20 protein-coding genes are annotated in these 24146 nt (G+C 66.1%); 3 read left to right on the top strand and 17 right to left on the bottom strand.

Features of this window, described 5'->3' with window-relative positions:
* Positions 1-13: 13 nt before the first annotated feature.
* Positions 14-1309: a nucleotide sugar dehydrogenase gene (locus RIF65_RS08340; protein WP_309065062.1), complete on the bottom strand. Its 1296-nt coding sequence runs from the start codon at positions 1307-1309 to the stop codon at positions 14-16.
* Positions 1310-1437: 128 nt separating this feature from the next.
* On the opposite strand from RIF65_RS08340, the gene RIF65_RS08335 reads away from it, so the two are divergent.
* Complete coding sequence (locus RIF65_RS08335; RefSeq protein ID WP_309065061.1) at positions 1438-3399, top strand: cell wall-binding repeat-containing protein; 1962 nt, start codon at positions 1438-1440, stop codon at positions 3397-3399.
* A 24-nt stretch (positions 3400-3423) separates the two neighbouring features.
* Here the strand turns inward: RIF65_RS08335 and wecB are convergent, their stop codons facing one another.
* The 13 genes from wecB to RIF65_RS08270 form a co-directional block, all read right to left on the bottom strand.
* Complete coding sequence (wecB, locus tag RIF65_RS08330) at positions 3424-4491, bottom strand: non-hydrolyzing UDP-N-acetylglucosamine 2-epimerase (RefSeq protein ID WP_309065060.1); 1068 nt, start codon at positions 4489-4491, stop codon at positions 3424-3426.
* Positions 4492-4528: 37 nt separating this feature from the next.
* The gene (locus RIF65_RS08325) at positions 4529-6670 is read right to left on the bottom strand and encodes a glycosyltransferase (RefSeq protein ID WP_309065059.1); all 2142 of its coding nucleotides are present in this window, start codon (positions 6668-6670) and stop codon (positions 4529-4531) included.
* A gap of 59 nt (positions 6671-6729) precedes the next feature.
* Positions 6730-7938 (bottom strand): glycosyltransferase, encoded by a 1209-nt coding sequence (locus RIF65_RS08320; RefSeq protein WP_309065058.1) that lies wholly within the window; start codon positions 7936-7938, stop codon positions 6730-6732.
* Between the two features lie 11 nt (positions 7939-7949).
* A complete protein-coding gene (locus tag RIF65_RS08315; RefSeq protein ID WP_309065057.1) occupies positions 7950-9095 on the bottom strand; it encodes a glycosyltransferase family 1 protein in 1146 nt (381 codons plus the stop codon).
* The gene (locus RIF65_RS08310; protein WP_309065056.1) at positions 9092-10228 is read right to left on the bottom strand and encodes a glycosyltransferase; all 1137 of its coding nucleotides are present in this window, start codon (positions 10226-10228) and stop codon (positions 9092-9094) included. Before RIF65_RS08310 ends, RIF65_RS08315 begins: the two co-directional genes overlap by 4 nt.
* Entirely contained in the window at positions 10228-11364 is a 1137-nt protein-coding gene (locus RIF65_RS08305) for a glycosyltransferase (protein ID WP_309065055.1), read from the bottom strand. Before RIF65_RS08305 ends, RIF65_RS08310 begins: the two co-directional genes overlap by 1 nt.
* Positions 11361-12449: a glycosyltransferase gene (locus RIF65_RS08300; protein ID WP_309065054.1), complete on the bottom strand. Its 1089-nt coding sequence runs from the start codon at positions 12447-12449 to the stop codon at positions 11361-11363. The genes RIF65_RS08305 and RIF65_RS08300 overlap by 4 nt, the downstream gene beginning before the upstream one ends.
* Entirely contained in the window at positions 12446-14230 is a 1785-nt protein-coding gene (locus tag RIF65_RS08295) for an ABC transporter ATP-binding protein (protein ID WP_309065053.1), read from the bottom strand. Before RIF65_RS08295 ends, RIF65_RS08300 begins: the two co-directional genes overlap by 4 nt.
* A 67-nt stretch (positions 14231-14297) precedes the next feature.
* Entirely contained in the window at positions 14298-15419 is a 1122-nt protein-coding gene (locus tag RIF65_RS08290) for a glycosyltransferase (protein WP_309065052.1), read from the bottom strand.
* A gap of 65 nt (positions 15420-15484) precedes the next feature.
* A complete protein-coding gene (locus RIF65_RS08285; protein WP_309065292.1) occupies positions 15485-16480 on the bottom strand; it encodes a Gfo/Idh/MocA family oxidoreductase in 996 nt (331 codons plus the stop codon).
* Positions 16477-17574 (bottom strand): DegT/DnrJ/EryC1/StrS family aminotransferase, encoded by a 1098-nt coding sequence (locus tag RIF65_RS08280; RefSeq protein ID WP_309065051.1) that lies wholly within the window; start codon positions 17572-17574, stop codon positions 16477-16479. The genes RIF65_RS08285 and RIF65_RS08280 overlap by 4 nt, the downstream gene beginning before the upstream one ends.
* Positions 17571-18182 (bottom strand): acyltransferase, encoded by a 612-nt coding sequence (locus tag RIF65_RS08275; RefSeq protein WP_309065050.1) that lies wholly within the window; start codon positions 18180-18182, stop codon positions 17571-17573. The genes RIF65_RS08280 and RIF65_RS08275 overlap by 4 nt, the downstream gene beginning before the upstream one ends.
* Positions 18183-18229: 47 nt before the next feature.
* Entirely contained in the window at positions 18230-19360 is a 1131-nt protein-coding gene (locus RIF65_RS08270) for a glycosyltransferase (RefSeq protein WP_309082521.1), read from the bottom strand.
* A 102-nt stretch (positions 19361-19462) separates the two neighbouring features.
* Here RIF65_RS08270 and RIF65_RS08265 point away from each other — a divergent pair, with 102 nt between their 5' ends.
* Together RIF65_RS08265 and RIF65_RS08260 are read left to right on the top strand one after the other, a co-directional pair.
* Positions 19463-20161 (top strand): glycosyltransferase family 2 protein, encoded by a 699-nt coding sequence (locus tag RIF65_RS08265; protein ID WP_309065049.1) that lies wholly within the window; start codon positions 19463-19465, stop codon positions 20159-20161.
* A 2-nt stretch (positions 20162-20163) separates the two neighbouring features.
* Positions 20164-20514, top strand: coding sequence for a DUF2304 domain-containing protein (locus tag RIF65_RS08260; RefSeq protein WP_309065048.1), 351 nt, complete (start codon positions 20164-20166; stop codon positions 20512-20514).
* A 6-nt stretch (positions 20515-20520) separates the two neighbouring features.
* Here RIF65_RS08260 and RIF65_RS08255 read toward each other — a convergent pair whose 3' ends face one another.
* From RIF65_RS08255 to RIF65_RS08245, 3 genes are read right to left on the bottom strand one after another with little or no spacing between them, the layout of a single operon-like run.
* Positions 20521-22440, bottom strand: a complete 1920-nt coding sequence (locus tag RIF65_RS08255; RefSeq protein WP_309065047.1) for a DUF6541 family protein — start codon at positions 22438-22440, stop codon at positions 20521-20523.
* A complete protein-coding gene (locus tag RIF65_RS08250; RefSeq protein WP_309065046.1) occupies positions 22437-23174 on the bottom strand; it encodes an ABC transporter ATP-binding protein in 738 nt (245 codons plus the stop codon). Before RIF65_RS08250 ends, RIF65_RS08255 begins: the two co-directional genes overlap by 4 nt.
* Complete coding sequence (locus RIF65_RS08245) at positions 23171-24109, bottom strand: ABC transporter permease (protein WP_309065045.1); 939 nt, start codon at positions 24107-24109, stop codon at positions 23171-23173. Before RIF65_RS08245 ends, RIF65_RS08250 begins: the two co-directional genes overlap by 4 nt.
* Between the last annotated feature and the right edge of the window lie 37 nt (positions 24110-24146).

Here is a 24146-nt window from a genome sequence, read left to right as displayed (position 1 = left end):
GTGGCGCGCGTCGTCAGTTGGCGGTGCCGACGACGATGCGGGGGGTGCCGGTCCAGAGGGTGGGGTCGGTGGCGTTGCGGCCGTCGACGAGGAGCTTCACGCCGGGGATGTCGGCCGGGGTGAGGGTCTTGTAGTCGGCGTGGTCGGTCTGCAGGATCGCCAGCTCCGCCGCGTCACCGACCGCGTAGGGTTCGAACCCGAGCCGGCCCAGCTCCTCATCGGTGTACAGCGGGTCGTGCACGACGACCTCCGCGCCACGCGCTTTCAGCGCCGCAACCGTGGGGAACACCCCGGAGAACGCCGTCTCCTTCACACCCCCGCGGTACGCGGCACCCAGCACCACCGCCCGCCTCCCGGTCAGGTCGCCCAGGATCCCCTCGGCCTGCTGCACCAGACGCTCCGGCATCGACGCGTTCAACTGCCGCGCCACCCGAACGATGTCCGCATCCGGATCGGTCGACAGGTACAGCCGCGGATACACCGGGATGCAGTGCCCGCCCACCGCGATCCCCGGACGGTGGATGTGACTGTACGGCTGCGAGTTGCACGCCTCGATCACCTTGTACACGTCGATGCCGTGCGACGCGGCGAACAACCCGAACTGGTTCGCCAACCCGATGTTCACATCCCGATACGTCGTCTCGGCGAGCTTCGCCATCTCCGACGCCTCGGTCGACCCCAGATCCCACACCCCGTTCGGGCGGGGCAGGTCCGGTCGCTCGTCGAACTGCAGCACGGCTTCGTAGAACTCCCGCGCACGACGGTTGCCCTCCTCCGAGAGCGCACCGATCAGCTTCGGATACTTCCGCAGATCCTCGAACACCCGCCCGGTCAGCACCCGCTCCGGCGAATACGCCAGGAAGAAGTCCCTGCCCTCGACCAGACCGGAACCCTCCTCCAGCATCGGCTTCCACCGGGTCCGGGTCGTGCCCACCGGCAACGTCGTCTCATACGACACCAAAGTCCCCGGAGTCAGATGCTCCGCCAGCGACCGCGTCGCCGCATCCATGTACTGGAAATCCGGCTCCCACGTCTCATCGTTCACGAACACCGGAGCGACCAGCACCACCGCATCCGCACCCGGAATCGCGTCCGCGTAATCCGTCGTCGCCCGCAAGCGACCCGCCGGAACCAGTTCTTCCAGACGCTCCTGCAGATGCGCCTCACCCGGGAACGGCTCACGACCCGCATTGATCGTGTCCACCGCCTTCTCGTTCACGTCAACACCGATGACCTCATGGCCCGAAGAAGCGAACTGAACGGCAAGGGGAAGCCCGATCTTTCCAAGGGCCACGACGGCAATACGCATGAGACGAGTCTATCCGCGCTCATTCGTCCTCAGCGCCCGGACTCGGCCGGCGTGGTTCAGACCTCTCTCACGCTACTCTGGCGGATGTGAGGGGCGCCGGGCTCGTCACGACAAGCCTGGAGTTCCCGATGAGGCGAAGCTTCTTCCGCCGCGCGACCGGCGCGGTCACCCCTCTGATCCTCGTATTCGGCATGGCTGTCGCCTCGCCCGCGGTAGCGTCGTCCAGAGTCGCGTCGGCGGCCCCCACCGTCGAGCGCCTATGGGGCTCCGACCGTTATGAGACCGCCGTCGCGGTCTCACAGCAGTTCGACCCAGCTCCGGCTGCGGTGTTCGTCGCAGGCGGGGCGGATTACCCGGATGCACTCTCCGCCACCTCCTCGGCGGCTGTCGTCGGGGGTCCCGTGCTCCTCACACCGCGCGACGCGCTCCCGGCTGTGGTCGCAATGGAGATCCGCCGCCTCAAGCCCGAACGCGTTTTCGTCCTCGGCGGCCCCTCGGTCGTCTCGGAGAGCGTAGTCAGTAGGCTCAAGGCGCTTGTTCCGGCGACCGAACGGCTCGCGGGCGTCGACCGGTACGACACGTCGCGCAGGCTCGCCGCCCGCTTCTTCGCTGAATCCTCCGCCGTCGTCCTGGCTACGGGACGAGGCTACGCTGACGGGCTCGTCGCCGGGGCAGCAGCGGGGCGTCTGCGTGCACCTACCCTGCTGATCGATGGGAAGCTGCTGGCGCTCGACGGTGCGACGTCGACTGCTATAGACCGGCTGGGAGCGCGCCAGATCCTCCTCGCCGGCGGCCACGGATCCATCAGCATTCAGATCGAACAACAACTCCGCACGCGCGGCTACGACGTTCGCCGACATGGCGGCGCTTCGCGTTATGAAACTGCCGTTGATCTCATGCACGCATCGAGCACCGGTCGTCCCGCACGGATATTCCTCGCCAGCGGGGAGAACTTTCCCGACGCGTTAGCCGCGGCGGCGCTGGCCGCTCAGTCCGATGGCGCGCTTTACCTCACCCGCGCTGGTTGTGTGCCCACGATCCCGCAGCGGGTGATCGCCGAATATGCCGACCTTCCGCGGATCGCCACAGGGGGCACCGCGGTCGTGAGCGCTCCCGCCATGAACAACGTCGGGTGCGGAGATCCGGTTCCGGTGAACGCTCCGTGGAAGACGTCCGGGCTCGACTTCTCCAGCACGGTCGACGCCCCATACTCCGACCATGCCCCGGTGAACGTGCACGACGCGGCTCAGAATCTCGATTCGACCGGACTGCGCATCCTCAACATGGGTCCGAACGGGAGCCGCGTGGACCATCCGGTCGCATACGCCCAATACGGCATTTCAGCGCTCCTTGAGTATCAATCGACCGGCGACCAGATCTGGTTGGAGCGAGCCATCCGCCATGCGGAGCGGCTTGAGCAGATACACACCGAACGGGACTCTGCCTGGTACTTTCCGTACCTGTTCGACTGGACCTACACGGGAAAGACCCTGCACGCACCATGGTGGTCCGCGATGGCCCAGGGCGAGGCCCTCTCGTTGTTCGTGCGACTGTATGAGGAGACCGGTGACGAGCGCTGGAAGGCCGGCGCGGGTCACACTTGGCTCAGTCTGAAACAGCCGCGCAGTTCGTCTGAGCCGTGGGCGACGATGACCGATCAGGGACTGCTCGTGTTCGAGGAGTACGCCGGCGATCTCCCCCCGCTCAGGGTGCTGAACGGTCACCTGTTCGCCCTGTTCGGGGTGTACGACTACTGGCGTCTCACCGGCGATCCCGAGGCGATCGCTTATCTTGACGGCGCAGCGACGACGGTTCTCGAGGTCATGCCGAAAATTCGCGTGCCCGGCGGCGTCTCGTACTACTGCTGGCAGGACGACTGCCGACAGCGGGTCTGGCAGAATCCGACGTATCACGTGATCCACTCTTGGCAGCTGGACACCCTGGCTCGGCTGACCGGCGATCGCAGGTTCACAGACTGGGCGACGATCCTCCGGCAGGACTGGACCCCCACCGAGTCGCGCACATTCATGGCTTCCCCGGGGGCCACCTCGCCGGCTCCGGACGAACAGGTGGTCGACCCGCCTCAGTAAGGCAGGTCGCGAGGTCGACTCCGCTCAGCGCTGCCGGGCGGAGAGTACCTGAACGACGCGCTCGGCGGCGTGGCCGTCCCCATACGGAGCAGCGTCAGTCTGCGCAGGCGCGGGGCGGGAGACAGCAGCAGTGATCTCCGCGGCATTGTTCGCGAGCACGTTCCATCCGAGCTCGACAGTCTCGACCCATTCCGTCTCTGTTCGCACCGTGGTGCACGGCACCCGTAGCAGGAAAGCCTCCTTCTGAAGGCCACCCGAGTCGGTGACCACGCCGGCGCTGGAGAGTGCAGCGCTGATGAGATCGGGGTATGCCAGCGGAGCGTGCGCGATAAGGGATCCCTGACTCAGCTGAATGCCGTGCGCGGCTGCCTTGGCGACGACACGGGGATGCGCGAGAAGCACAACCGGTCGGTCGAGCTCGGCCAGTGCAACAGCGATATCCGCGAGCCGGGCAGGGTCGTCAGTATTCTCAGCCCGGTGGATCGTCGCCAAGTAGTACCCGCCCCGGGAAAGGCCGAGCTCCTCAAGCAGTACCGATGGGGCGGAACCGACCTGGTCACGCACTTCGAAGAGCACGTCGGTCATCACATCACCGACGAGCACGGTGCGCTCTGCGAGCCCTTCCGCAGCCAGGTGGTCTACCGCCACCTGCGTCGGCGCGAGCAGCAGATCGGCGGCGTGATCAGTCATCACCCGGTTGTGCTCCTCCGGCATCCGCCGGTTGAAGCTGCGCAGCCCAGCTTCGAGGTGAGCCACGGGGATGTGCATCTTCACGGCGCTGAGCGCTGCTGCCACCGTGGAGTTGGTGTCACCGTAGACGAGCACCCAGTCGGGCTGGTGCTCGTCGAAGACGCCGTCCAAGGCCGCGAGCATCGCCCCCGTCTGAACACCATGCGACCCGCTCCCCACACCGAGGTGCACGTGAGGGGTGCCGATGCCGAGGTCCTCGAAGAAGACGTCCGAGAGCATGGGATCGTAGTGCTGGCCCGTGTGGACGATCACATGATCGATGCCCGCTCCGACCGCAGCCTTGTGGATGGGAGCGAGTTTCACGAACTGCGGGCGTGCGCCTACGACGCTGACGATCTTCACGAGAAGCCAGTCTATTCACACACCAGGCGGTCGGGGATCAGCGGCGACCCGCCCACCACGTCGCTGCGCTGAACCGCAACGGTGCATCCCTTGCGAGCAGCAGCGCGGCACGATCGGGGATCAATGCGGCAGTCGAGGCGAACCGCCGACGTCGCCGGGAACGACGATCGACTTCGGCATCGGGCAAAGAGCGGTCCCGGAGTGCAGCCACGAGTGCCGCATCAGCACGAGACAGCCGGCCGGTCGCCGACGGCGCGAAATCATGCAACTCGGTGACAAGACCCGCCAGCCAGGCGCGGTCCGAGTCCGTCCACGCGCCGGCCCGGTAGTGAACGGCGCCGAAGACGTTGACCCGCCATAGTTTGGTCGCGATCGCCGTGCGGTCCGCCTCCGACAGCACCCTTACCCAGGCATCGCGGATGAGCAGCTCCACCGCCCTCAGTTCCTCATTCAGCGGCCGGGTGGTGAAAGTGACCCTGCCCTCGCCGTCGTGGATCACATAGTCGTCTGCCCCGGCGTGTCTACTCAGACGGAAGTCGCCGAACCAGAGCCGTGCGGTGAACGCCAGATCTTCGCCGGTTGCCAACCTCTCGGTCAGCCGGAGACCCCCCAACCGCTCCCGCGCCACGATGCCGAGAGGCGCTGTGCGGTACGCGAGCCTGTCACGACCACCGTGCAGCCGACGGCGTCGCCATGTCGGTGGAGTGGGAACTCGAGCGCCGGATGCGTGACGAAGAGGTGCCAGGACAACGTCCGCCGCGTCACGCTCGGCGGTTCGGCGCCAAGCGTCCAGAGCACCCGGTGTCAGTTCGTCATCGGAGCCGAGAATCGCCACGAACCGCCCTGTCGCGATGTCGAGACCGTGGTTGAACGGCCCTGCGGGGCTGCGGATGCCGTCGTGGAACCCGACCAGCTCGACCCGTGGGTCGTCAACTGCGAGGGACTCATCGATCCGTTGCGGATCGACATCATGGCAGACGACGATCACACGCGAGACGGATGTGGACGTGAGGGCGGAGTGCACTGCCCTGTCGACCCGTCTGCGGGCATCGTGAACGGCTACGATCACGTCCACGTCCCGCTCACTGCGATGTCCGGCGCTCAACGCCGCCGCGCGATGGTACACGTCGGAATAGGCGGCACGACGCGCTTCGGGGTCGAACGTCGATGCTGCCCGGGCGGCGATCTCAGCGGCGGGGCGACCGGCGTTCATCGCGAGGACTCGCTGCACGCCGTCCGCGTACGCCGCCGGGGTCTGCTCATGCACGAGCACGCCGTCGGGCTCGGTCACGAACGAAGCCTGCTCCCCGGCGCCGCCGACGACGACCGGCCGGCCGGCGACGAGAGCCTCCGCTATGGCGACGCCGAAGGTCTCCATCGTGGTGGGCAACAGGAACACGTCCGCCTCGGCGAGGATCGCCGGGATGTCGCGCGGTGGACAGGCGCCTCGAAGCCGCACATGGTCGCGAACGCCGAGGCGCTCGGCGAGTGAGACGAGCTCTCCGCGCAACGGTCCTTCCCCGACCCAGTCCAGGGTGGCGTTCACTCCCCTGGCGCGCAGTTCGGCGATGGTTCCGATCGCGACGTCCGGCCCCTTCCGCGCGATGAGTCCTCCGACGGCAACGAGGCGAATCGTCGGCCCGAGCGGTCGTTCCCGTATGTCATCCGAACGGTCGACGGCGTTGGGGATGACGACCGTGGGGCCCGAGCGTCGCTGCTTGATGGCGGAAGCCAGCCCGTTCCCAACAGCGATCACGATATCGGGACGGTCGAGCAGTCGCGCGGTGAGGGGTATCGCCGCGCGTGCGATCGGGCCGACCGTGGACGGGGCGAGCAGCGCGGACCAGTGTTCCGTGTGCACCCACGGCCGCTCCGAACGGAACATTCGAAAGGGCAACAACGCCGACGCTGCCATCGAATGCACGAGGTCGGCGCCGGCGGCGTATTCAGAAATGGCCCGTGCAGCCCTGGCGATGCTGAACGGATTCGCTGGCGACATGGACAGGGTGGTCAGTGATGCGGTCTCGGCGTCGATGGGGAGGGTGGTGCCTCCTGCGGACAGGTGCAGCACATGGACCTCGTGATCGCGTGCGAGCATCTCGATGTCGCGCAGAACGAACGAGCCGACCTCGGGCCGTTCACGGGTCGGCAGCCAGGTCGTCACCACGAGCACCTTCACGCTCCGACGCTATCAGCCGCGGCGCAGAGCACTTCGACGTCGGTGGATACCCGCGGTGCTCAGCGGCCGGCAGTACGCACGAGTTCGGCGGCTCGAGCGCCGGTGACCCGGGCGTCGTACTCCCGTTCCCAGAACTCACGCGGCGCGAACGACCCCGAGGGGGCCTCGATGACCGACCTCATTGTCGAGGCGATCTCAGGCGCTGTGGCGTAGGAGGCGACGACGTCGCCGGTGCCGAGCTCCCTACCCACTATCTCGGGGGTGCCACCGACCGCGGTCGCAACGACTGGAATGCCGTGCGCGATGGCTTCCATGATGCTCACCGGCACTCCTTCCGTCGTGCTGACGTTCACGAACAGGTCCACGCGTTGGCGACGATAGAAATCGAGCACCTCAGCATTGGCGACCTGCCCTCGCAACTCGACAGTCACGCTCTCGGGCAGGTCCATGATCGACTCGCGCAGTTCCCTCATCAGCGGGCCGTCGCCGAAATGGAGCCAGTGCACAGGTCGATCAACTCCAGCATCGGCGAGCGCGCGCACGGCATCCAGGATCAGCCCTACTCGCTTGATGTCGCTGACGGCCGAGCACGACACAATCGTGATCCGGTCGCCAGGGGGGTGCAGCGGTGGGCGATCCGGCCCGAATACGCCGAGCCGACTCACCGCGATGCGGCCGCGTACATGTTTGTGGCGGCTGCCGAGGTAGCGAGCGCCGTCCTCGGAGATGGTGAGTATCCGATCAGCGCGACGGAAGAGGAACGGGCGCACCGGCAGATAGCCCTCCGCCGCGCGCTCCTCGTAGAGGTCGTAGCCGTGTGCGCGCACCACCCTCGCTCGCACCCCGCGGAGCCAGGGCAGACCGAGCCCGCCGCCCATCGCCCAGAAGCCGTAGGCCACCACATCCTCATCGCCCGAAATGGCTTCGCGCACTGCCGTGCGGTGCGCCTGCGTCAGGCCCACCTTCGCCCCCATCAGAAACAGCCGCGGGTGCCGCAGCAGCCGACCCGAGATCAGTTCCTGCCAGGTCGCGGCGAGGAAGAGTCCGGCAGACGACCACTCGAGCAACCGGCGCGGCGCGTCCTCTGGCGACGGCTCGAACAGGTTCCCGCCAAGACGGACTCCGGCCGGCATGGCCGTCACCCCCGGCGAGGTGTCGCGCGCGTGGCAGAACACGACGACGTCGTCGAAGACCTCTGCGAGGGCGCCGATCTCCTTCTCTACGAACACCGCATCGCCCGTGCGATACGGATAGTCGTTGGTGAACAAAAGCAACCGGGTCATGACCCTTCCGCCTGTCGCCGGTCGGAGAGCATGCGGTGGATCGCCTCCGCCCACAGCTCTGCCTGGTGCTCACCGGAGAGATCCTCCGCGGCGGTGTGCGCGGCGCGCTTCCATCCTGCGACGCGCTCAGCCGTGAGACCGTCGAGCACCCGGGTCAGATCTTCGGCTTCGAAGCCCGTGGCGGTTACGCCGAACCCGTGCTCGCTCAGCACCCGCGCCATTTCCGGCGACGGCCCGATGATCACCGCCAGCCTGGCCTGGACATAGTCGAAGAACTTGTTCGGCAGCGCCCACCTGTTGTTGAAGTTCACCGGCGGCAGGACGTGGATGCCGATGTCGTGCGCGTTGAGCACCGACGACAGCTCGGCATAGGGCACGGGTGGGTGTAGTTCGATGTTGGGGGATGCCGCCGCGCGCCCGCGGACCTCCTCGAGGAAAGCGGGGTCATTGGATGTCAGGTAGAGATCCAGCCGCACGTCGGTGGTAGTGGCGGAGACGGCATCCAGGATCGCGAGAATATTCCGGTCTCGCAACGCGGCACCGGAGTGCACCAGGCGCAGCGGTTCGCCGACAGGCGCGGGCGCCAGGTCGGCGAACGGTGCCGCGTTCGTGACCACCCCTGCACGGATGCCGTACTCGCGAAGGTACTCGTCGGCGATGCCCTGGCCCACGGTGGTGACGGACCGGGCGCGCGTCACGAAGCGACGGCACATCCACCGCATGAAGGGGGCCACGAAGAGCCGCCATCGCATGACGTCCTCCTTCTGACGCGGCGCGTACTCGTGCAGGTCCGCATGCACGCCGTGCGCGGAATCCAGCGCAAGGGCGAGACCGACGGCGTCTACATCGTTTGCCAGGACAGCGTCCCATGCTGTGTCCCGCAGCGCCTCTGCGGCGTACGCGATCGCGAGGTTTCCCCAGTAGGCACTGCGATACCGGCGCAACACGACCTTCGCCCGGTCGTACCGCCAGATCGGGAACTCGTCGGGCACGCGGATGTGCGAGGCCGCGCCGGCCGGTGCCGCTCCGTACCCGACGGTGTGCACCTCGAAGTCCTTGCTGAGACGGCGTACTTGCCTCAGCACTCGGGCGTCGGCCTCGATGGTCGAGAAGGAGATCAGCAGCAGGCGTGGCCGTGTCATCGGGGAGCCTCCGTCGTCATGCCGACGACGATCCGCTCCCACACCTCGGCCTGACGCTCGCCGGCGAGTTCGTAGGCGTGTGCGTGCGCCTGCTGCTTGAAACTGTCGACATTCTCACGGGTGATTCCCTCGATCGCCGCACGAGCGTCCTCAGTCGTAAATCCGTCGATAACTGTGCCGAAGCCGTACCGCGTCACGTATGCGGCCATCTCGGGGGACGGCCCGATCAGCACGCCGAGGCGGGCTTGCAGGAAGTCGAAGATCTTGTTGGGGAGCGCCCAAGTGTTGTTGAAGTTGACCGGCGGAAGCAGATGAACGCCGAGATCGTACTGGTTGAGCAGTGGTATCAGGTTCGCGTACGGCACCGGCTCGTGCACGACGATCCGGTCGCTGCGCTCCGCTTGATTGCGCAACTCCTCCAGGTACGGCGGGTCGTTCGGCGTGAGGTAGAGGTCGAGGGTGACGTCGGCATCCGCTGTCAGCACTGCTTCGATCATGACGTCCAGGTGCCGGTTCCGAAGGCAGGCACCGCTGTGGACAAGACGGATGGGGCCACTGTTGGCCGTCGGCACCAGCTCGTGGTATGGCGCCGCGTTGGTGACCAGGGCGGCCTGGAACCCGAAGTTCCGCTCGTATTCTCTGATGATGCCCTCGCTGACCGTCGTCCACGCCCGGGCCCTGGTCACGTAGCGGCGCACCACCCACGCGAACCAGGGAGATATCCTTCGCGCCCATGCGGCATTGTCGTCGTGGAGTCGCGGGCTGTACTCGTGCAGATCGGCCAAGACACCGTAACGAGGTTTCAGCCCCAGGGCGACCGGCACGGTCTCCACATCGTTGGCGATGATGACGTCGAACTCGTGGCCCGCCAGGACGGCGCGAGCCCAGCGGACGGCCGAGATCGCCCAGTACGCCGCGCGATAGAGGTGCAGGGTTATGAGCCTGCCGTCGAGATCGTCGTACCTCACCTGGGCCGGCATCGAGATGTGCTCGACGACTCCATCAGGTGCCGTGCCGTACCCGAGGGTCGTGACGTCGAAGTCGTGGGTGAAGCGGGCGATCTGCTTCAGCACCCTCGCGTCGCCCGCGATGGGGGAGAACGAGAGGATCAGCATGGTCCGACGCGCGGGCATCATCGACTCTTCTTCCCCATCATGCGCTGAACAATGCGCTCCCACTTCTCGACCTGACGCTCACCGGCAAGCTCCTGCGCGTACTTGTGGGCGTTGCGCTTGAATCCGTCGACGATCTCGGAGGTCAGCGCTTCGATGGCCCGACGCGCGGCGTCCGCTGTGAAATCGTCGGCGACGGAACCTGTTCCGTACTCCGTGACGTAGGAAGCCATCTCGGGTGATGGTCCGATGAGCACGCCCAGCCGTGCTTGCAGGAAGTCGAAGAGCTTATTGGGAAGCGCCCACTTGTTGTTGAAGTTGACGGGCGGCAGGAGATGAATGCCCATGTCGTAGTCGTTCAGCAGCGGGATCAGAGCTGCATAGGGGACCGGATCATGGACGACGACCCGTCCGCCGGCCGCGGCCTGTTGGCGCAGTTCCTCCAGATAACCCGGATCGTTTGCGGTCAGGTACAGATCAAGGGTCACGTCCGCGTCTGCGGACTGGATGGCGGTCACCATCTCGTCCAGCTGGCGATTGCGCAGGCAGGCGCCACTGTGAACGAACCGGATGGTTCGCGCGGTCGGCTTCGGCTGCAGATCGTGGAACGGCGCCGCGTTCGTCACCAGTTCGGCACGAAAGCCGAAATTGCGCTCGTACTCGTCGACGATGCCACGACTGACCGTCGTCCAAGCCTGAGCGCGGGTCACGTACCGCTGGACCACCCATTCGAACCAGGGCGTGATCCGCTCAAACCATGCCGGGTTGTCGTCATGGAGCCGCGGACTGTACTCGTGAAGGTCTGCGAGCACACCCCGACGAGGCCGTAGTTTCACGGCCACGGGGACCGCCTCGACATCGTTCGCGATGATCACGTCGAACTTGCGTCGCTTCAGCGCCTCTCGTGACCAGCGCACGGCAGACAGCTTCCAGTACACCTTGCGGTAGCGCTTGCGCGTAATCAGGCCGCCGTCCAGATCGTTATAGCGGATCTCACGCGGCATGGAGATGTGCTCTACTACGCCCTCGGGCCGCTCACCGTATCCGAGTGTCGTGACGTCGAAGTCCCTCACGAACCGCGTCACCTGCTTCAGAACTCGCGCATCGCCGACGATGGGCGAATACGACAGGATGAGCATCGTCGGGCGGGCGGTCACGCGTTACTCCCTCGGTCTCGGCGGCAGAAGTACAGCATGTAGCGTCTCAGCGTGGACTCACGCGCAAAGCTGTGCACAAGGTCCGGTGTCAGCCAGCGTTCGAGCCGCCCGGACTGCCGTGAGCGGCGTACGTCGGCGACCATGCGTCGCGATGTCGGTTCGTCGAGCAGACCGTCGAGCACGCGGCGGTCCTGGCGATTGAACGGTCGAAGAGCGCGCGGCGCCTCCGCCAGCAACCGACGCAGAAGGTCGGCGATGGTCCGCACGTCGTCGTCGGACGGCGCCTGCTCAGCGACTGCCTGAGCGGTTCCGACGATGCTGACGCGAATCAGTTTCACGACCAGCGCCTGCCGATGCGCGGCGTTGAGACTCGAGAACACGCCGTCGTCGAACAGGCGGTCGATCGGGGCAAACCGCTCGGCCATGGTAAGCATGGCCCCGGTGGTGCGCTCGCCGGCATCCTCGCCGATCACGTAGCTGCCCATGCCAGCGAGAAAATCTACGCGCCCGGCGTGCGCCCAGAGGCGAATGCCGAAATCGAAGTCCTCACCGACGCGCACGCCTTCGACCATGCGCAGGCCGAGTTCCCTCAGTCTCGCGGTGCGGAGCAGACCGAGCGGGGCCGTGCGATAGAAGAGTCTGTCCTTCGCCGCGTCGAGCTTCCGGCGTCTGCCCAGTCTGACCAGTGGGTTCGGCATCACGGTCTGGCTCTGCAGACGTATCTGCGCGATCGCCGCGTCCGGCCGTTCACGTTCGACATGGGCGATCCACCGGCTCATCACACCAGGTTCCAGGAAGTCGTCGGAGCCCATCACACCGCAGTACTCACCTTCGACCAGCTCGAGGCCGTGATTGAACGGCCCTGCTGCGCTGCGGATGCCGTCCGTGAACCCGACGACGCGAACATCGCCATCGATGTTCGCGAGCCGCCCCGCCAGGGGCGCAGGATCGATGCCGTGCGCCACGACGGTGACACGAACTCGATCCCTGATGTCCGCGTCCTGCAGCAGCGACGCCACGGCACGTTCGAGCGGTCGCGCCTCGTCATGACAGGCGATGACGATCTCGGCGAACGGCCGGGTCACGCCAGCCCCGCGAGCTGCGCCTGCTCCGCGAAGTTCGGAACGCGGGCTACGAGTTCGTCGAATGTACCCCGGTCGGCGATCGTGCCGTCCTGCATGAAGCACACCAGGTCGCTGTCGCGGATCGTCGACAGCCGGTGTGCCACGGACACGATGGTGACCTGCCCCTTGAGGCTGCGGATCGCCTCGGTCACCTTGGATTCTGTCTTGGTGTCGAGCGCACTGGTTGCCTCGTCCAGCACCAAGACCAGGGGATCGCTGTACAGAGCGCGCGCGATTCCCAGGCGTTGGCGCTGACCGCCGGAGAGCGACAGACCCCGCTCGCCGATCCGTCCCCGCATCTGACCGTCGCGCTTCTCCACGACATCCCAGAGCTGTGCCCGCTCGAGCGAGGTACGCACACGGTCGAAGTCGATCTCGTGATCATCCCACGCGAGGGCGACGTTCTGCGCAACTGTGCCGTCGAACAGCGAGACATCCTGCGGCACATACCCGACCCTGGTGCGCCAGGCGGCGAGTACGTCGGTCAGGTCTCGGCCGTCCAGGCGGATCGTGCCCTGCTGCGGGACCAGCAGTCCGAGGAGGATGTCCACGAGGGTCGACTTCCCGGCGCCGGATGATCCCACCAGTGCAACGGAACTCCCCATGGGGATCCGCAGGTCGATGTCGTGCACGGCAGGAGTGTCCTCGTGCCCGGGGTAGCCGAAGGAGACCCCCTGCAATTCGAGAACGCGCGGCGTGCCTTCGATCGGATCTTTGCCGAGGTTCTCGGCCACAGAGATGTAGAGCTGAGACGACTTGATGTCGAAGATGACCGCCTGCACGTGCGGCACGTTGGCAGAGGTCGTGGTGACGATGGACTGAAACCCAGTGAGGGAAGGAACGAGTCGGAAACCAGCTACGGCGAAGAGCGCTACAGAGGCGAGCGCCTGCTCCATCCCGCCGATGAAGTAACCGAGGCCGCCGACGAGAACGAACCCACCGACGAGCGCAGAGTTGAGCACGAACGAGGGAAGCGAGCCGAGGAAGTTCATGTTCGCTCTGGCCCGCGTGCTGAACGTCCGGTTGTACTGAACGACGGCGGCGACCTCTCCGGTCTTGTTGCGCAGGGTGATTTCCTTCAGCGCCTGCATCATCTCGGTCATCAACGCTGCGACCTTGAATGAGTAGTCCCGGGAGACGCGTCCCGCCTGGACAGAACGACTCGCGACCACCCAATACAACAGCGCCATGATGGCGCCGAGATACAAGACGGTTATCAGCGCCGTGACCGGCTGAGCGATCACCAGGACCATGAGGATGAGGACAAAACCGACGACGAGCGAGGGCAGTTGGACGATCGGGAGAAGGAATCCGCTGATGGTGTTGGCGATGCCGACATCGGCGATGCGCACGATCTGTGCAGTGTTCCTCCCCAGTCGGTAGGTCCAGGGCGCCTTGATGTAGCTGTCGAACAGCTGTCGTCCGATCTCCAGCTCGAAACTCGCGAACCGCCGCGTCGCAAACCACTGCTGCGCGAGTGCCAGTGCGGACTTGATCAGGATGAGAAAAGCGACAGCGCCGATGAGCCAGACGTACGCGTCTGCGCCGATTGCGCCGACAACGGGGAGGTTGATCGGAGCGCGCGCGATCATGGGCGCGAGGCTGAGCGCAAGGAGCATGATCGCCGCGATATCGAGCGCTGCGAGCAGACACGACACTGCCACGTACTTGACGAGGTAGGAGCGCGCGTCCGCCGGGAGCCAGGTCATCAACTCGCGGAAGGTGCTGCCGACCAGCTTCATGCAGTCTTCTCCGCTTTCACGTCGTTTGCCACACAGTCAGTCTCCCATGCGACGCTGTGGGACTCGCTCAGGACGCTGCACTCAGAAAGGGACGCAGCGCTTCGGCCGATCGTGCACCGTTGTGGTGCTGCCGTACGAACGAGCGTCCAGCGTCCGCTGCAGCCCGAGCCGCCGCCGGCTCGGAGAGGACGCGACGAAGCACGGCTTCGAGTTCATCGGCACGAGCTTGCAGCACCGGCAGAGCGTCACCTGTGAGTCTGTGCACGGCGTCGCGCACTTCGGCGGCCACATGGCTTATCACCACACGTCCCGCGGCCATCGCCTCACAGGCGGCCACACCGTAGATTCCGAGTGAGAACTGGTCCAGCACGATGTCTGCGTCTCCATAGAACGCCTTCATCTCTGAGGCCGGGATCCCGCGAGCTTCTCGGTACTCGACAAGACCATCATCGTGAAGTCTCCGCATCACCGTCGTGATGCGATCGCTGCCCTTCAGCCCAGCATTGCTCGGCGCGTGAACGACAACCGGCCGCGGCCGCTGCATCGGTGCAGCGCTGCCCGCCGTTGACCAGCTATCGGCGTCGACGACTACCGGTAGCCACGTCGCGCCTGGCACGTCGATGAGCAGGTCAGGAGTCGACACGAATGTCGGTAACTGCAGCTCCCGCATCAGCTCCTGGTTGCGGAGCGCGATCTCTTCAAGCCGAGAAGTGTCCGCGAAACCCCGCGCGAACGGCGAATCAGGCTCGCGGCGCGCATGGCGGCTCGGTACCCGGATATCGCTCCCGTGCCAGAGCAACGCGACATTGACCCCGTAGGCGCGGAGTTCACGCACTTGGTCGACCGTCGATTCCTCGACGCCGAACAATTGGCGGCCCGACTCCACGATCACGTGCGAGTACCGTCGCCGCACTGCGCGACGTTGGGCTGCCCGCCACCGCGAGTTGGTGCGGAAGTAGACCGTGTCGACTACCTGATCAGCGGGATAGCCGAAAACATCGCGCCGGTCGCGGTACATGAAGCTGGTCGCGGCGACGTCACCTAGTGTCTCAGCGGCGCGAGCCCACGCGAATCCCTGGCCTGCGGAGTTCACCGGACCGATGAAGAGACGCGTGCGCGCGACCTGTGGTGTGGCTACGCCCGCAGTGTTGAACGCGGCTCGTTTCCAGGGAAGGACTCGTTCGGCCACAGGGTCCGGCAGCCCTGCGGCTATGCGCCGTATGAGGGCCCTGACCGTGTGCCCCCCTCGGTCGGTCACGAGGCGGGAAGGACGACGGACTCCCCGTTTCGTGCGGATTGGAGTGCTGCTTCGACGACTTCGAGGGTGCGTTGGCCCTGTTCCATGGTGACGACGTCGGTGGTGTGGCCGAGGACGGCGTCGCGGAAGGCTTCGTGCTCCACGCGCAGCGGTTCGCGTTTCGCGAACGCGTACCGGGTGACATCCCCCTCGGACACGCCACGGAACGAGGACACCGATTCCCACTCCAAGGGGATGGTGCCGTTGGCGTAGAAGGTCAGGTCGCCGGTGGCGGTGTCGGCGACGAACGCGCCCTTCTCCCCCGTGACGACCGTCACGCGCTCCTTCATCGGCGAGAGCCAGTTCACGATGTTGTTCACGATCACCCCGGACTCGGTGCGCCCGGTGATCACGATCATGTCCTCATGCTCACGCCCGGACTTGAACGCGGTCTGCGCGAACACCCGCTCATACGGGGACTGCACCACCCACGCCGTCAGGTCCACGTCGTGCGAGGCGAGGTCCTTCGCGACCCCGACGTCCGCGATCCGCGACGGGAACGGGCCCTGCCGGCGGGTCACGACCTGATACACCGCACCGAGCTCGCCCGCCTCGATCCGCCGCCGCAGCTCCTGCAACGCCGGGTTGAACCGTTCGATGTGCCCCACCGCACCCACCAGCCCGGCAGCGGCGAACGCGTCGACCATGCGTCGGCCCGCATCCAGGGTGTGCGCGATCGGCTTCTCCACCAGGGTGTGCACCCCGGCCGCGGCGAGCTTGAGCGCCGCATCCTCGTGGAACCGGGTCGGCACCGCGACGACCGCGACATCGATCCCCACACCGATCAGCGCGTCGATGTCGGGCAGGATCTCCAGATCCCCAGCCACCCCGTGCGGATCCCCGCCCGGGTCGGCGATCGCGACCAGCTCGACCCCGTCGATCTCCCGCAGCACCCGCGCGTGGTGCCGGCCCATCATGCCGACACCGAGCAGACCCGCGCGCAGCACCATCAGGCGCCCGCCTTCGCAACCGCGTTCACCGCGGTGACGATGCGGTCCAGGTCCGCCTGTGTCAGCGAGGGGTGCACCGGAAGGGACACCACCTCGCGGGCGGCGCGCTCCGTCTCCGGCAGGTCCAGACCCGGCGCGTACGGGGCCAGCGACGGCAGGCGGTGGTTCGGGATCGGGTAGTACACGCCCGAGCCGACGTTGTGCTCCTCCTTGAGCGCCTTCACGAACCCGTTCCGGTCATCCACCACACGGATCGTGTACTGGTGATACACGTGCACCGCACCCTCGGCGACCGGCGGGACGACAACACCCTGCAGGTTCTGGTCGAGGAACGCCGCGTTCTGCTGACGCGTCTTCGTCCACCCGTCGACCTTGGTCAACTGCACGCGACCGATCGCGGCGTGGATGTCGGTCATGCGGGCGTTGAACCCGACCACCTCGTTCTCATACTGCCGCTCCATGCCCTGGTTGCGCAGCAGCTTCACCCGACGGGCGATGTCCTCCGTAGCGGTGGTGACCATGCCGCCCTCACCACTGGTCATGTTCTTCGTCGGATACAGGCTGAACATCGCGAACTCGCCGAACGACCCCACCGGACGCCCATCCAGCGACGCGCCGTGCGCCTGGGCGGCGTCCTCGTACAGTGCAACACCTCGATCGGCGGCCAGCTTCTCGAGCTCCCGCATCCGCGCCGGGTGACCGTACAGGTGCACCGGCAGGATGCCCTTCGTCTTCGGCGTGATCGCCGCGGCCACCGCCTCCGGATCCAGCGTGAACGTCTCCGGCTCGATGTCCACGAACACCGGCGTCCCACCCGTCAACGCCACCGAGTTGCCCGTCGCGGCGAACGTGAACGACGGCACGATGACCTCATCCCCCGCACCCACACCCGCAGCCAGCAGACCCAGATGCAGACCCGCCGTGCCGGAGTTCACCGCCACGGACGCACGCCCGGGCACGAAATGCGCCGAGAACTCCTCCTCGAACGCAGCCACCTCAGGGCCCTGCGCGACCATGCCGCTGCGCAGCACCCGGTCCACAGCCTCGCGCTCCTCATCTCCGATGATCGGCCTCGCCGGGGGAATGAACTCGCTCACACGATCTCCTTGGTCAGTGTTCCGTCAGTCTCGATGTAGCGCGCACCGGTGGCCGGGCACACCCAGGTGTTGTCGTCCTCGCCGGCGGTCAGCGGCACGCCGGCCTCACCGACCCAGCCCAGGCGTCGCGCAGGAACGCCTGCGACCAGCGCGTACGGAGGCACGTCCTTGACGACCACGGCGCCAGCGGCGACGGTCGCCCAGGCGCCGATCGTCACCGGGGCGACGCAGGTGGCGCGCGCCCCGATGGCGGCGCCGCGCTCGATGGTCACTCCGACCGGCTCCCAGTCGTGTGCGCTCTTCAACGTCCCGTCGGCGTTGATGGCGCGCGGGTAAGTGTCATTGGTGAGCACCACGGCCGGGCCGATGAACACGCCGTCAGCGAGCTTCGCGGGCTCGTACACCAATGCGTAGTTCTGGACCTTGCAGTTGTCACCCATCTCCACGCCGGTGCCGATATAGGCCCCGCGGCCGACGATGCAGTTCTCCCCCATCCGCACCCCCTCACGCACCTGCGCGAGATGCCAGATGGACGAACCGGCTCCGATGGATGCTTCGGGCGAGACATCGGCGGAATCCACGATCCGCACGTGTGGCGTCTGGGTCACTGTGCTCCTCATCGACGCCGGGGAAAGAGGCGACGTCGCAATCGATTCTACGGGTGCTCGTCTCCGGAACCTCGAAGGGCCCGTCGCACGTGGTCGGCGGCCCTCGATCCGACGGTCTGCAGGGACACTTCCCGACGGGCCCATTCGGCACGGCGTGCACGTTCACGTTCGGTGGTGCCGTCCCGTGCGTCCACCAGAAGCCGGTGCATGGCCGCGGTCACCTCATCGACCGAGAATTCCGTTGCCTCTCCGAGCCCGCCCGCGCGCACCACCTCGGCGCCGGTGGGAGCCCCGGCGAACAGAACGGGCGTGCCGACCGCCGCGGCGGCGTACGTCTTCGTGGGACGCGCGAAGTCGTATCCGATCCCGGGGACGATGCTCACCAGTGCGCCCACCGCTCCACGGATCCACGACGCGGATTCCGACGGTGAGATCAGCCCGCCGAAATGCACCCTCCCCGGCGCCAACTCCTCTGCCAGTTCACGCAGCTTCTTCTCACTCGAACCCTGTCCGAAGAAGCGGATCTGCACGTCCTCTTCCTCGAGTCGCGCCAGAGCGCGGATGAAGAGATCCGGTTGCTGCCACTCCGACATGGTGCCGGTGTAGACGAAATAGGGCTTCTCCACGCGAACCGAGGCGACACCAGGATGGAACTGCGAGGTGTCGATCCCGTTTCCCACTTCTTCGACCCGCTCGGGATGCCCGCCCAGAGCGCCGAGCCGCTCGCCCACCTCTGGCGAGACCGCAAGCGCACACCGGGCACGGCGGAGGACAAACCGTTCCACCCTCCGCATCGCGGAAACGATCAGTCGGGGCGCGTTGGTCGATGCGACAGCATCCGACCACACGTCGCCGGGGTAATAGACGAGAGGTGCGCGTGTCAGTGCTCCGGCGAGCGCGCTGACGAGCCCCGTCGTCGGTGGCGCTTCCGCGACGATGACGTCGCCGCGGTGGGCCAGAAGGCGGAGGAACAACGGAACGTCGAAAGAGAGGTACTGGAGATAGCCGCGGATGGCCCCGGAGCGATCGCGTAGAACCGGCATGCGTTTCACTCGAACGGCTCCGGGTTCGGCGAACGGGCGGGCGGATGCCGGCGGGCGCGTTGTCAGAACGGTGACGTCCATGTCGTCTGCCAGCGCCGACGCGAGAGCATCCATCCGGAAGCTCGCGGCAGTCACCTCCGGCGTGTACAGCCTGGTAGCCACGATCACGCGTCGTCTGTCCGCCATACCGCCCCTGTCTCGCATATCCCTGGTGTGGACACCTGCCACAATGGAACCATGTCATCGAGCGTCCCAGCGCAACGATCGCCCGACCGCCGCGCGTGGGTCGTGATCCCGCTGTACAACGAAGCGGATGTCATCGCCGAGGTGATCGCCGGCCTTCGCCCGCACTTCGAGCACGTGGTCTGTGTCGACGACGGTTCCCGCGATGGGTCGGCCGCGATCGCCGCCCGGGCGGGCGCGCAGCTCGTCCAGCATCCCGTCAACCTCGGGCAGGGGGCGGCGCTTCAGACCGGGATCTCGTTCGCCCTCACCCACCCGGAATGCGAATACATCGTGACGTTCGACGCCGATGGGCAGCATCGCGTCCAGGACGCGCTGGACATGCTGGAGCTCGCTCGCGCGGAGGACCTTGCTGTCGTCTTCGGATCGCGGTTCCTCGACGATCGCACGAATCCGGGCTGGATCAAGAAGGTGATCCTCAAGACCGCGGTCTGGGTCACGAACCTCACGACGAGCTTGCGTCTGACTGACGCCCACAACGGCCTCCGCGTGATCCGCCGTGACGCCGCGGAGCAGATCGAGCTCAAGCAGGACCGCATGGCCCACGCGACGGAGATCGTCCTTGAACTCGGCCGCACCGGGCTGCCGTGGAAGGAGCATCCGGTCGAGCTGCTCTACACCGACTATTCGAAGGCCAAAGGTCAGAGCGTGCTCAATTCGGTGAACATCCTCGTCGATCTGGTGGTGAGGTGACCATGTGGATCCAGATTCTGCTCATCACGGCGATCGTGGTGCTCGCCGTCTTCATGATGAGGCGGACCGGTGCCGACAGCCACCTCGCGATTCGCCGCCTGCTCATGGCGCTTTTCGTCGTCGCCGCGGTGCTGTCGGTGCTGTTCCCGCAGTGGCTTTCGTGGCTGGCGCAGCTCGTCGGTGTCGGCCGCGGAACCGACCTCGTCCTCTACGGCCTGATCGTGATGTTCCTCGCTTTCGTCTACACGCAGTATCGGCGCAACGTCGTGCTGCAACGTCAGCTCACGCTGCTCGCACGCAAGATCGCCCTCTTGGAGGCGACACAGGAAGAAAAGGGTGACCGCGCGCGTTGACGGCGTTCAGTACGAGCACGCTGTGATCCGCCACAACGAAACATCACCGTCTCGGGCGACGAGTTCGAAGCCCGACTGACCCTCGAAATCCGTCATTCCCGGCATCTGGTAGCGGCCGGGCGCCCGTTCGCCCTCGCCGAAGTCGAGCACGTACTCCGGCTCACCGAGGGTGGAAAGCGCCTGACACACCTCGGGGCGCTCTGAGACGTCGCGCAGCTCGACAGCCACGAGCTCCCATTCGCTGGTGCGGGGCGGTGACCAGGTCCGCGGGTACACGTCAACGCCGCTGAGCATGTAACCGAACGCGGACCCCGTCGAGGGATTGGTCAGCACTCGTTCACCCGGCTGGACATGATCGTCCAGGTTCTCGAGGAACGCGCGTTCCTGCGTGCTCAGGTAGCTCTCGCCGGTTGTGAGATAGCGCGATTCCTTATCGAACGTCCCCTCAAGAAACGCCGGCATGGGCACGGGTCGAAGGACGACGATGAGCAGCACCACGATCGAGGTCCCGGCCGCGACGAGCCAATTCGACAAGGTGCGCCTCGCACGAGTGCGCGCCTCCAACGCCATGACGATACGATCCAGACCGAGCGCCGCGAGCGGGATGACAGCGACCGGAGCATATGCCGCGAGGCGGTATGGATCCGCATACCAAGGGCCGAGCAGGCCGTCGCGGACCTGAGGCATCCCGACCGAGGCTGCGAGCGCGTAGAGCGCCGACAGACCGAGCCATGCCACCACGAACCATCTCAACCGGGGAACGGCGGCAGCACTGATCAGGCCGACGATCATGAGTCCGCTGACCAGCCAAGCGAACGGGATTCGCATCTGTCCGTTCAAGAGGATGTCAGCAACCACCTCGAGCTTGCCTCGGAATGGCGGCCAGTGGGATCCGCCTGTGCCGCGGGAGAGCCCGAACCAGGCCCCTGCCACCACGACCCACGCGGCCAACGTCCAGACGAGTCGCCGCGTACGGAACCTTTGGTCGTCCCAGAGCAAGCGTCCGGTCAACCAGATCACGATCAGCAGCCCCCACACCGGCAGCGTCGCGGGCTGCGCCAGCGCCAGTGCACCGGTTGCGACCAACGCCGCCAGCACCACCCTCACCCAGCTACTCGCAGACCGCTCGATGTGCTCGGTCGGCGACAGCGACACGATGGCCGCCACTGCCGCGGGGAGCATCGCGAGGGACAAAGCATTCGGGAAGAGCACTCCCCACTGGAACAACAGGAGCGGGAACAACTGCAACGTGGGTGACAGCAGGGCGCCCAATGCGGCCGCGCGGGTCGAGCCTGTGACGCAGCGAGTGAGCCAGGCGATGCCGATCGGCCAGATGACTGCTCCGATGACGAGCGTGAACGCGTTGGTCGCGACGGGGATCCCGGCTCCCGTGCATGCGACGATCATGGAGACCACCGCATGCCACGCCGCCGGGTAAAAACCGGTTCCGCCAATCATCGAACTCACGTGGAACGATGATGCATCGCCGCTGTCCAGAATGTAACGAACCGCGTTCATGTGGAACACCGCGTCGTTGGTCTGCGAGATTCCCGCCGGATCCTGGATATAGGCGGCGAGTCGCCACGCACCGAGTGCCACACCGACCGCGATGGCGGCGGGGAGCAGCCAACCGTTCACTGCCGGGGCAGGGATGCCCGCCGGTCTGCCGAACATCTTGCCGATCGCCAACGCGGCCAGAACCAGCAGCCCAAGCCCCGCCAAGACGAAAACGGGCGACCAGGCCACTCCGGTGATGTCCAGTGCGATCGCGACGAAAGCCATCATCGCGACGGACGCAACCGGAGCGAAAGACAAGAGCGCAAGGCCGCGATAGCCGACCGCTCGAAGAGCGAGCAGACCGGGCCCGAACGTCAGGACGAGCCCTGCGCTCGTGGCGAGGAGAAGCGAAAGCCAGTCCTCGATCACGCGTCCACCAACGCGATGGCGCCCTCGATCTCGCCGTCGTAGACGACCTCGCCCTTGCTGATCACCACACCTCGGGTGCAGAGCTCACGCACCATCTCCATGTCGTGGCTGACGACGACGAGGGTCTTCCCTGCCGCGATCAGCTCCTCGAACTTGAGCCGACATTTCTCCCGGAAGGGCGCGTCACCCACGGACAGGATCTCGTCGACGAGCAGCACGTCGAGTTCGACGTGGATCGCGACGGAGAATGCGAGACGCATGAACATGCCGGACGAGTAGTGCTTGACCTCCTGGTCGATGAACTCCTCGATCTCGCTGAAGGCCACGATCTCGTCATATCGCGCTTCGATCTCCGGCCGCTTCATCCCGAGGATCGCCGCATTCAGGAACACGTTCTCCCGGCCCGAAAGCTCGGGGTGGAAGCCCGCACCGACCTCGATCAGCCCCGCCACTCGCCCGCGTGTCAGCACCTGCCCGCCATCGGGTTCCATCACCCCGGAGACCAGCTTGAGGAGCGTCGACTTGCCCGAACCGTTCATGCCGAGGATGGCGACCGACTCGCCCTCCCCGATCACGAGATCGATGCCCTTTAGCGCCTCGAAGCTGCTCGTCAGCTTGCGACCACGGATCCACGAGACGACCGTGTCCTTGAGCGAGAACGCGTGGTTGAGCGTGAACTTCTTGTGCACGCCGTCGATGATGATGCTCGGCCTGATCGCCGTCTCGGAACTCATAGGTCTTGCGCGAACCTTCCTTCGAGGCGGCGGAACACCAGCTGACCCACGAGCAGCGTCGCGATCGAGATCAGCAGCGTCCAGAGGGTGTTCCAGCCGAGCATCGGCGGCAACCCGATGAGATCGGTGCCGGTGTACCCGTCGACCGCGATCATGCTCTCGGTCGCCGGGCGCCAGAAGGCGTAGTGGAACAGCTCGACGCCCTGCGTGATCGGGTTCAGAAGGTACAGCTCCACCAACCAGGACGGCCAGTGCAGGCGCTCGATGACGGCATCCTGCACCATGGTCCAGGCGTACAGCACCGGCGACGCCCAGGTCGCCAGCAGCAGCATCAGCTCGACGATGTTCTCGGCATCCCGGAATCGCACGTTCACCGCACCGAAGAAGAGGCCGAGCCCGAGTGAGAACAGCATCACGATGAGCATCCCGCCGAGCAGCGCCAGCAGCGACAGCACCGTGAAGTGCATGGCGGCACCCATGAGCAGGCACACCAGCAGGAGCAGGGCGACCTGCGGAAGGAAGTGGACGAACGCGACGAAGATCGCCGAGACCGCGAACAACTGGCGGGGCAGGAACACCTTCCGCACCAGCGCTGCGTTGCCGACGATCGACGTGGTGGCGTTCTTGAACCCCTCCGAGAAGAGGTTGATCACCACGATTCCCGAGAAGAGGTAGACCGCGTAGTTCGGGATGCCCTTGTCGAGGTCCATGAAGATGCCAAGGACGATCCAGAAGACGAGGAACTGCGCCGCCGGCCGCACATAGGACCACGTCCAGCCCAGCACCGAGTTGCGGTAGCGCGTCGTGACGCCGGTTCGGACGAGCAGATGCAGCAGATACCGCCAGCGCACCACGTCGATCAGCCCGTGGCTCTTGCCCGGGACGTCGAATGCGGAGCGCGGGACGGTGGCGAAAAGGTCTCGGGTGTCAGTCACAGGCCCACTCACTCATAGAGACGCGATCGGTCGCGCC

This window comes from Microbacterium sp., from assembly GCF_031180975.1.
Taxonomy (GTDB): Bacteria; Actinomycetota; Actinomycetes; order Actinomycetales; family Microbacteriaceae; genus Microbacterium.
The sequence above is the reverse complement of the archived record's forward strand: the minus strand, read 5'-3'. Positions and strand labels throughout refer to the sequence as shown.

Excerpts from the sequence above, each read along its gene's own strand:
- RIF65_RS08340 (WP_309065062.1), bottom strand. The coding sequence starts at position 1,309 with ATGCGTATTGCCGTCGTGGCCCTTGGAAAGATCGGGCTTCCCCTTGCC.
- RIF65_RS08335 (WP_309065061.1), top strand. The coding sequence starts at position 1,438 with ATGAGGCGAAGCTTCTTCCGCCGCGCGACCGGCGCGGTCACCCCTCTG.
- RIF65_RS08315 (WP_309065057.1), bottom strand. The coding sequence starts at position 9,095 with ATGACACGGCCACGCCTGCTGCTGATCTCCTTCTCGACCATCGAGGCC.
- RIF65_RS08310 (WP_309065056.1), bottom strand. The coding sequence starts at position 10,228 with ATGCCCGCGCGTCGGACCATGCTGATCCTCTCGTTCTCCCCCATCGCG.
- RIF65_RS08295 (WP_309065053.1), bottom strand. The coding sequence starts at position 14,230 with ATGAAGCTGGTCGGCAGCACCTTCCGCGAGTTGATGACCTGGCTCCCG.
- RIF65_RS08265 (WP_309065049.1), top strand. The coding sequence starts at position 19,463 with ATGTCATCGAGCGTCCCAGCGCAACGATCGCCCGACCGCCGCGCGTGG.
- RIF65_RS08260 (WP_309065048.1), top strand. The coding sequence starts at position 20,164 with ATGTGGATCCAGATTCTGCTCATCACGGCGATCGTGGTGCTCGCCGTC.
- RIF65_RS08250 (WP_309065046.1), bottom strand. The coding sequence starts at position 23,174 with ATGAGTTCCGAGACGGCGATCAGGCCGAGCATCATCATCGACGGCGTG.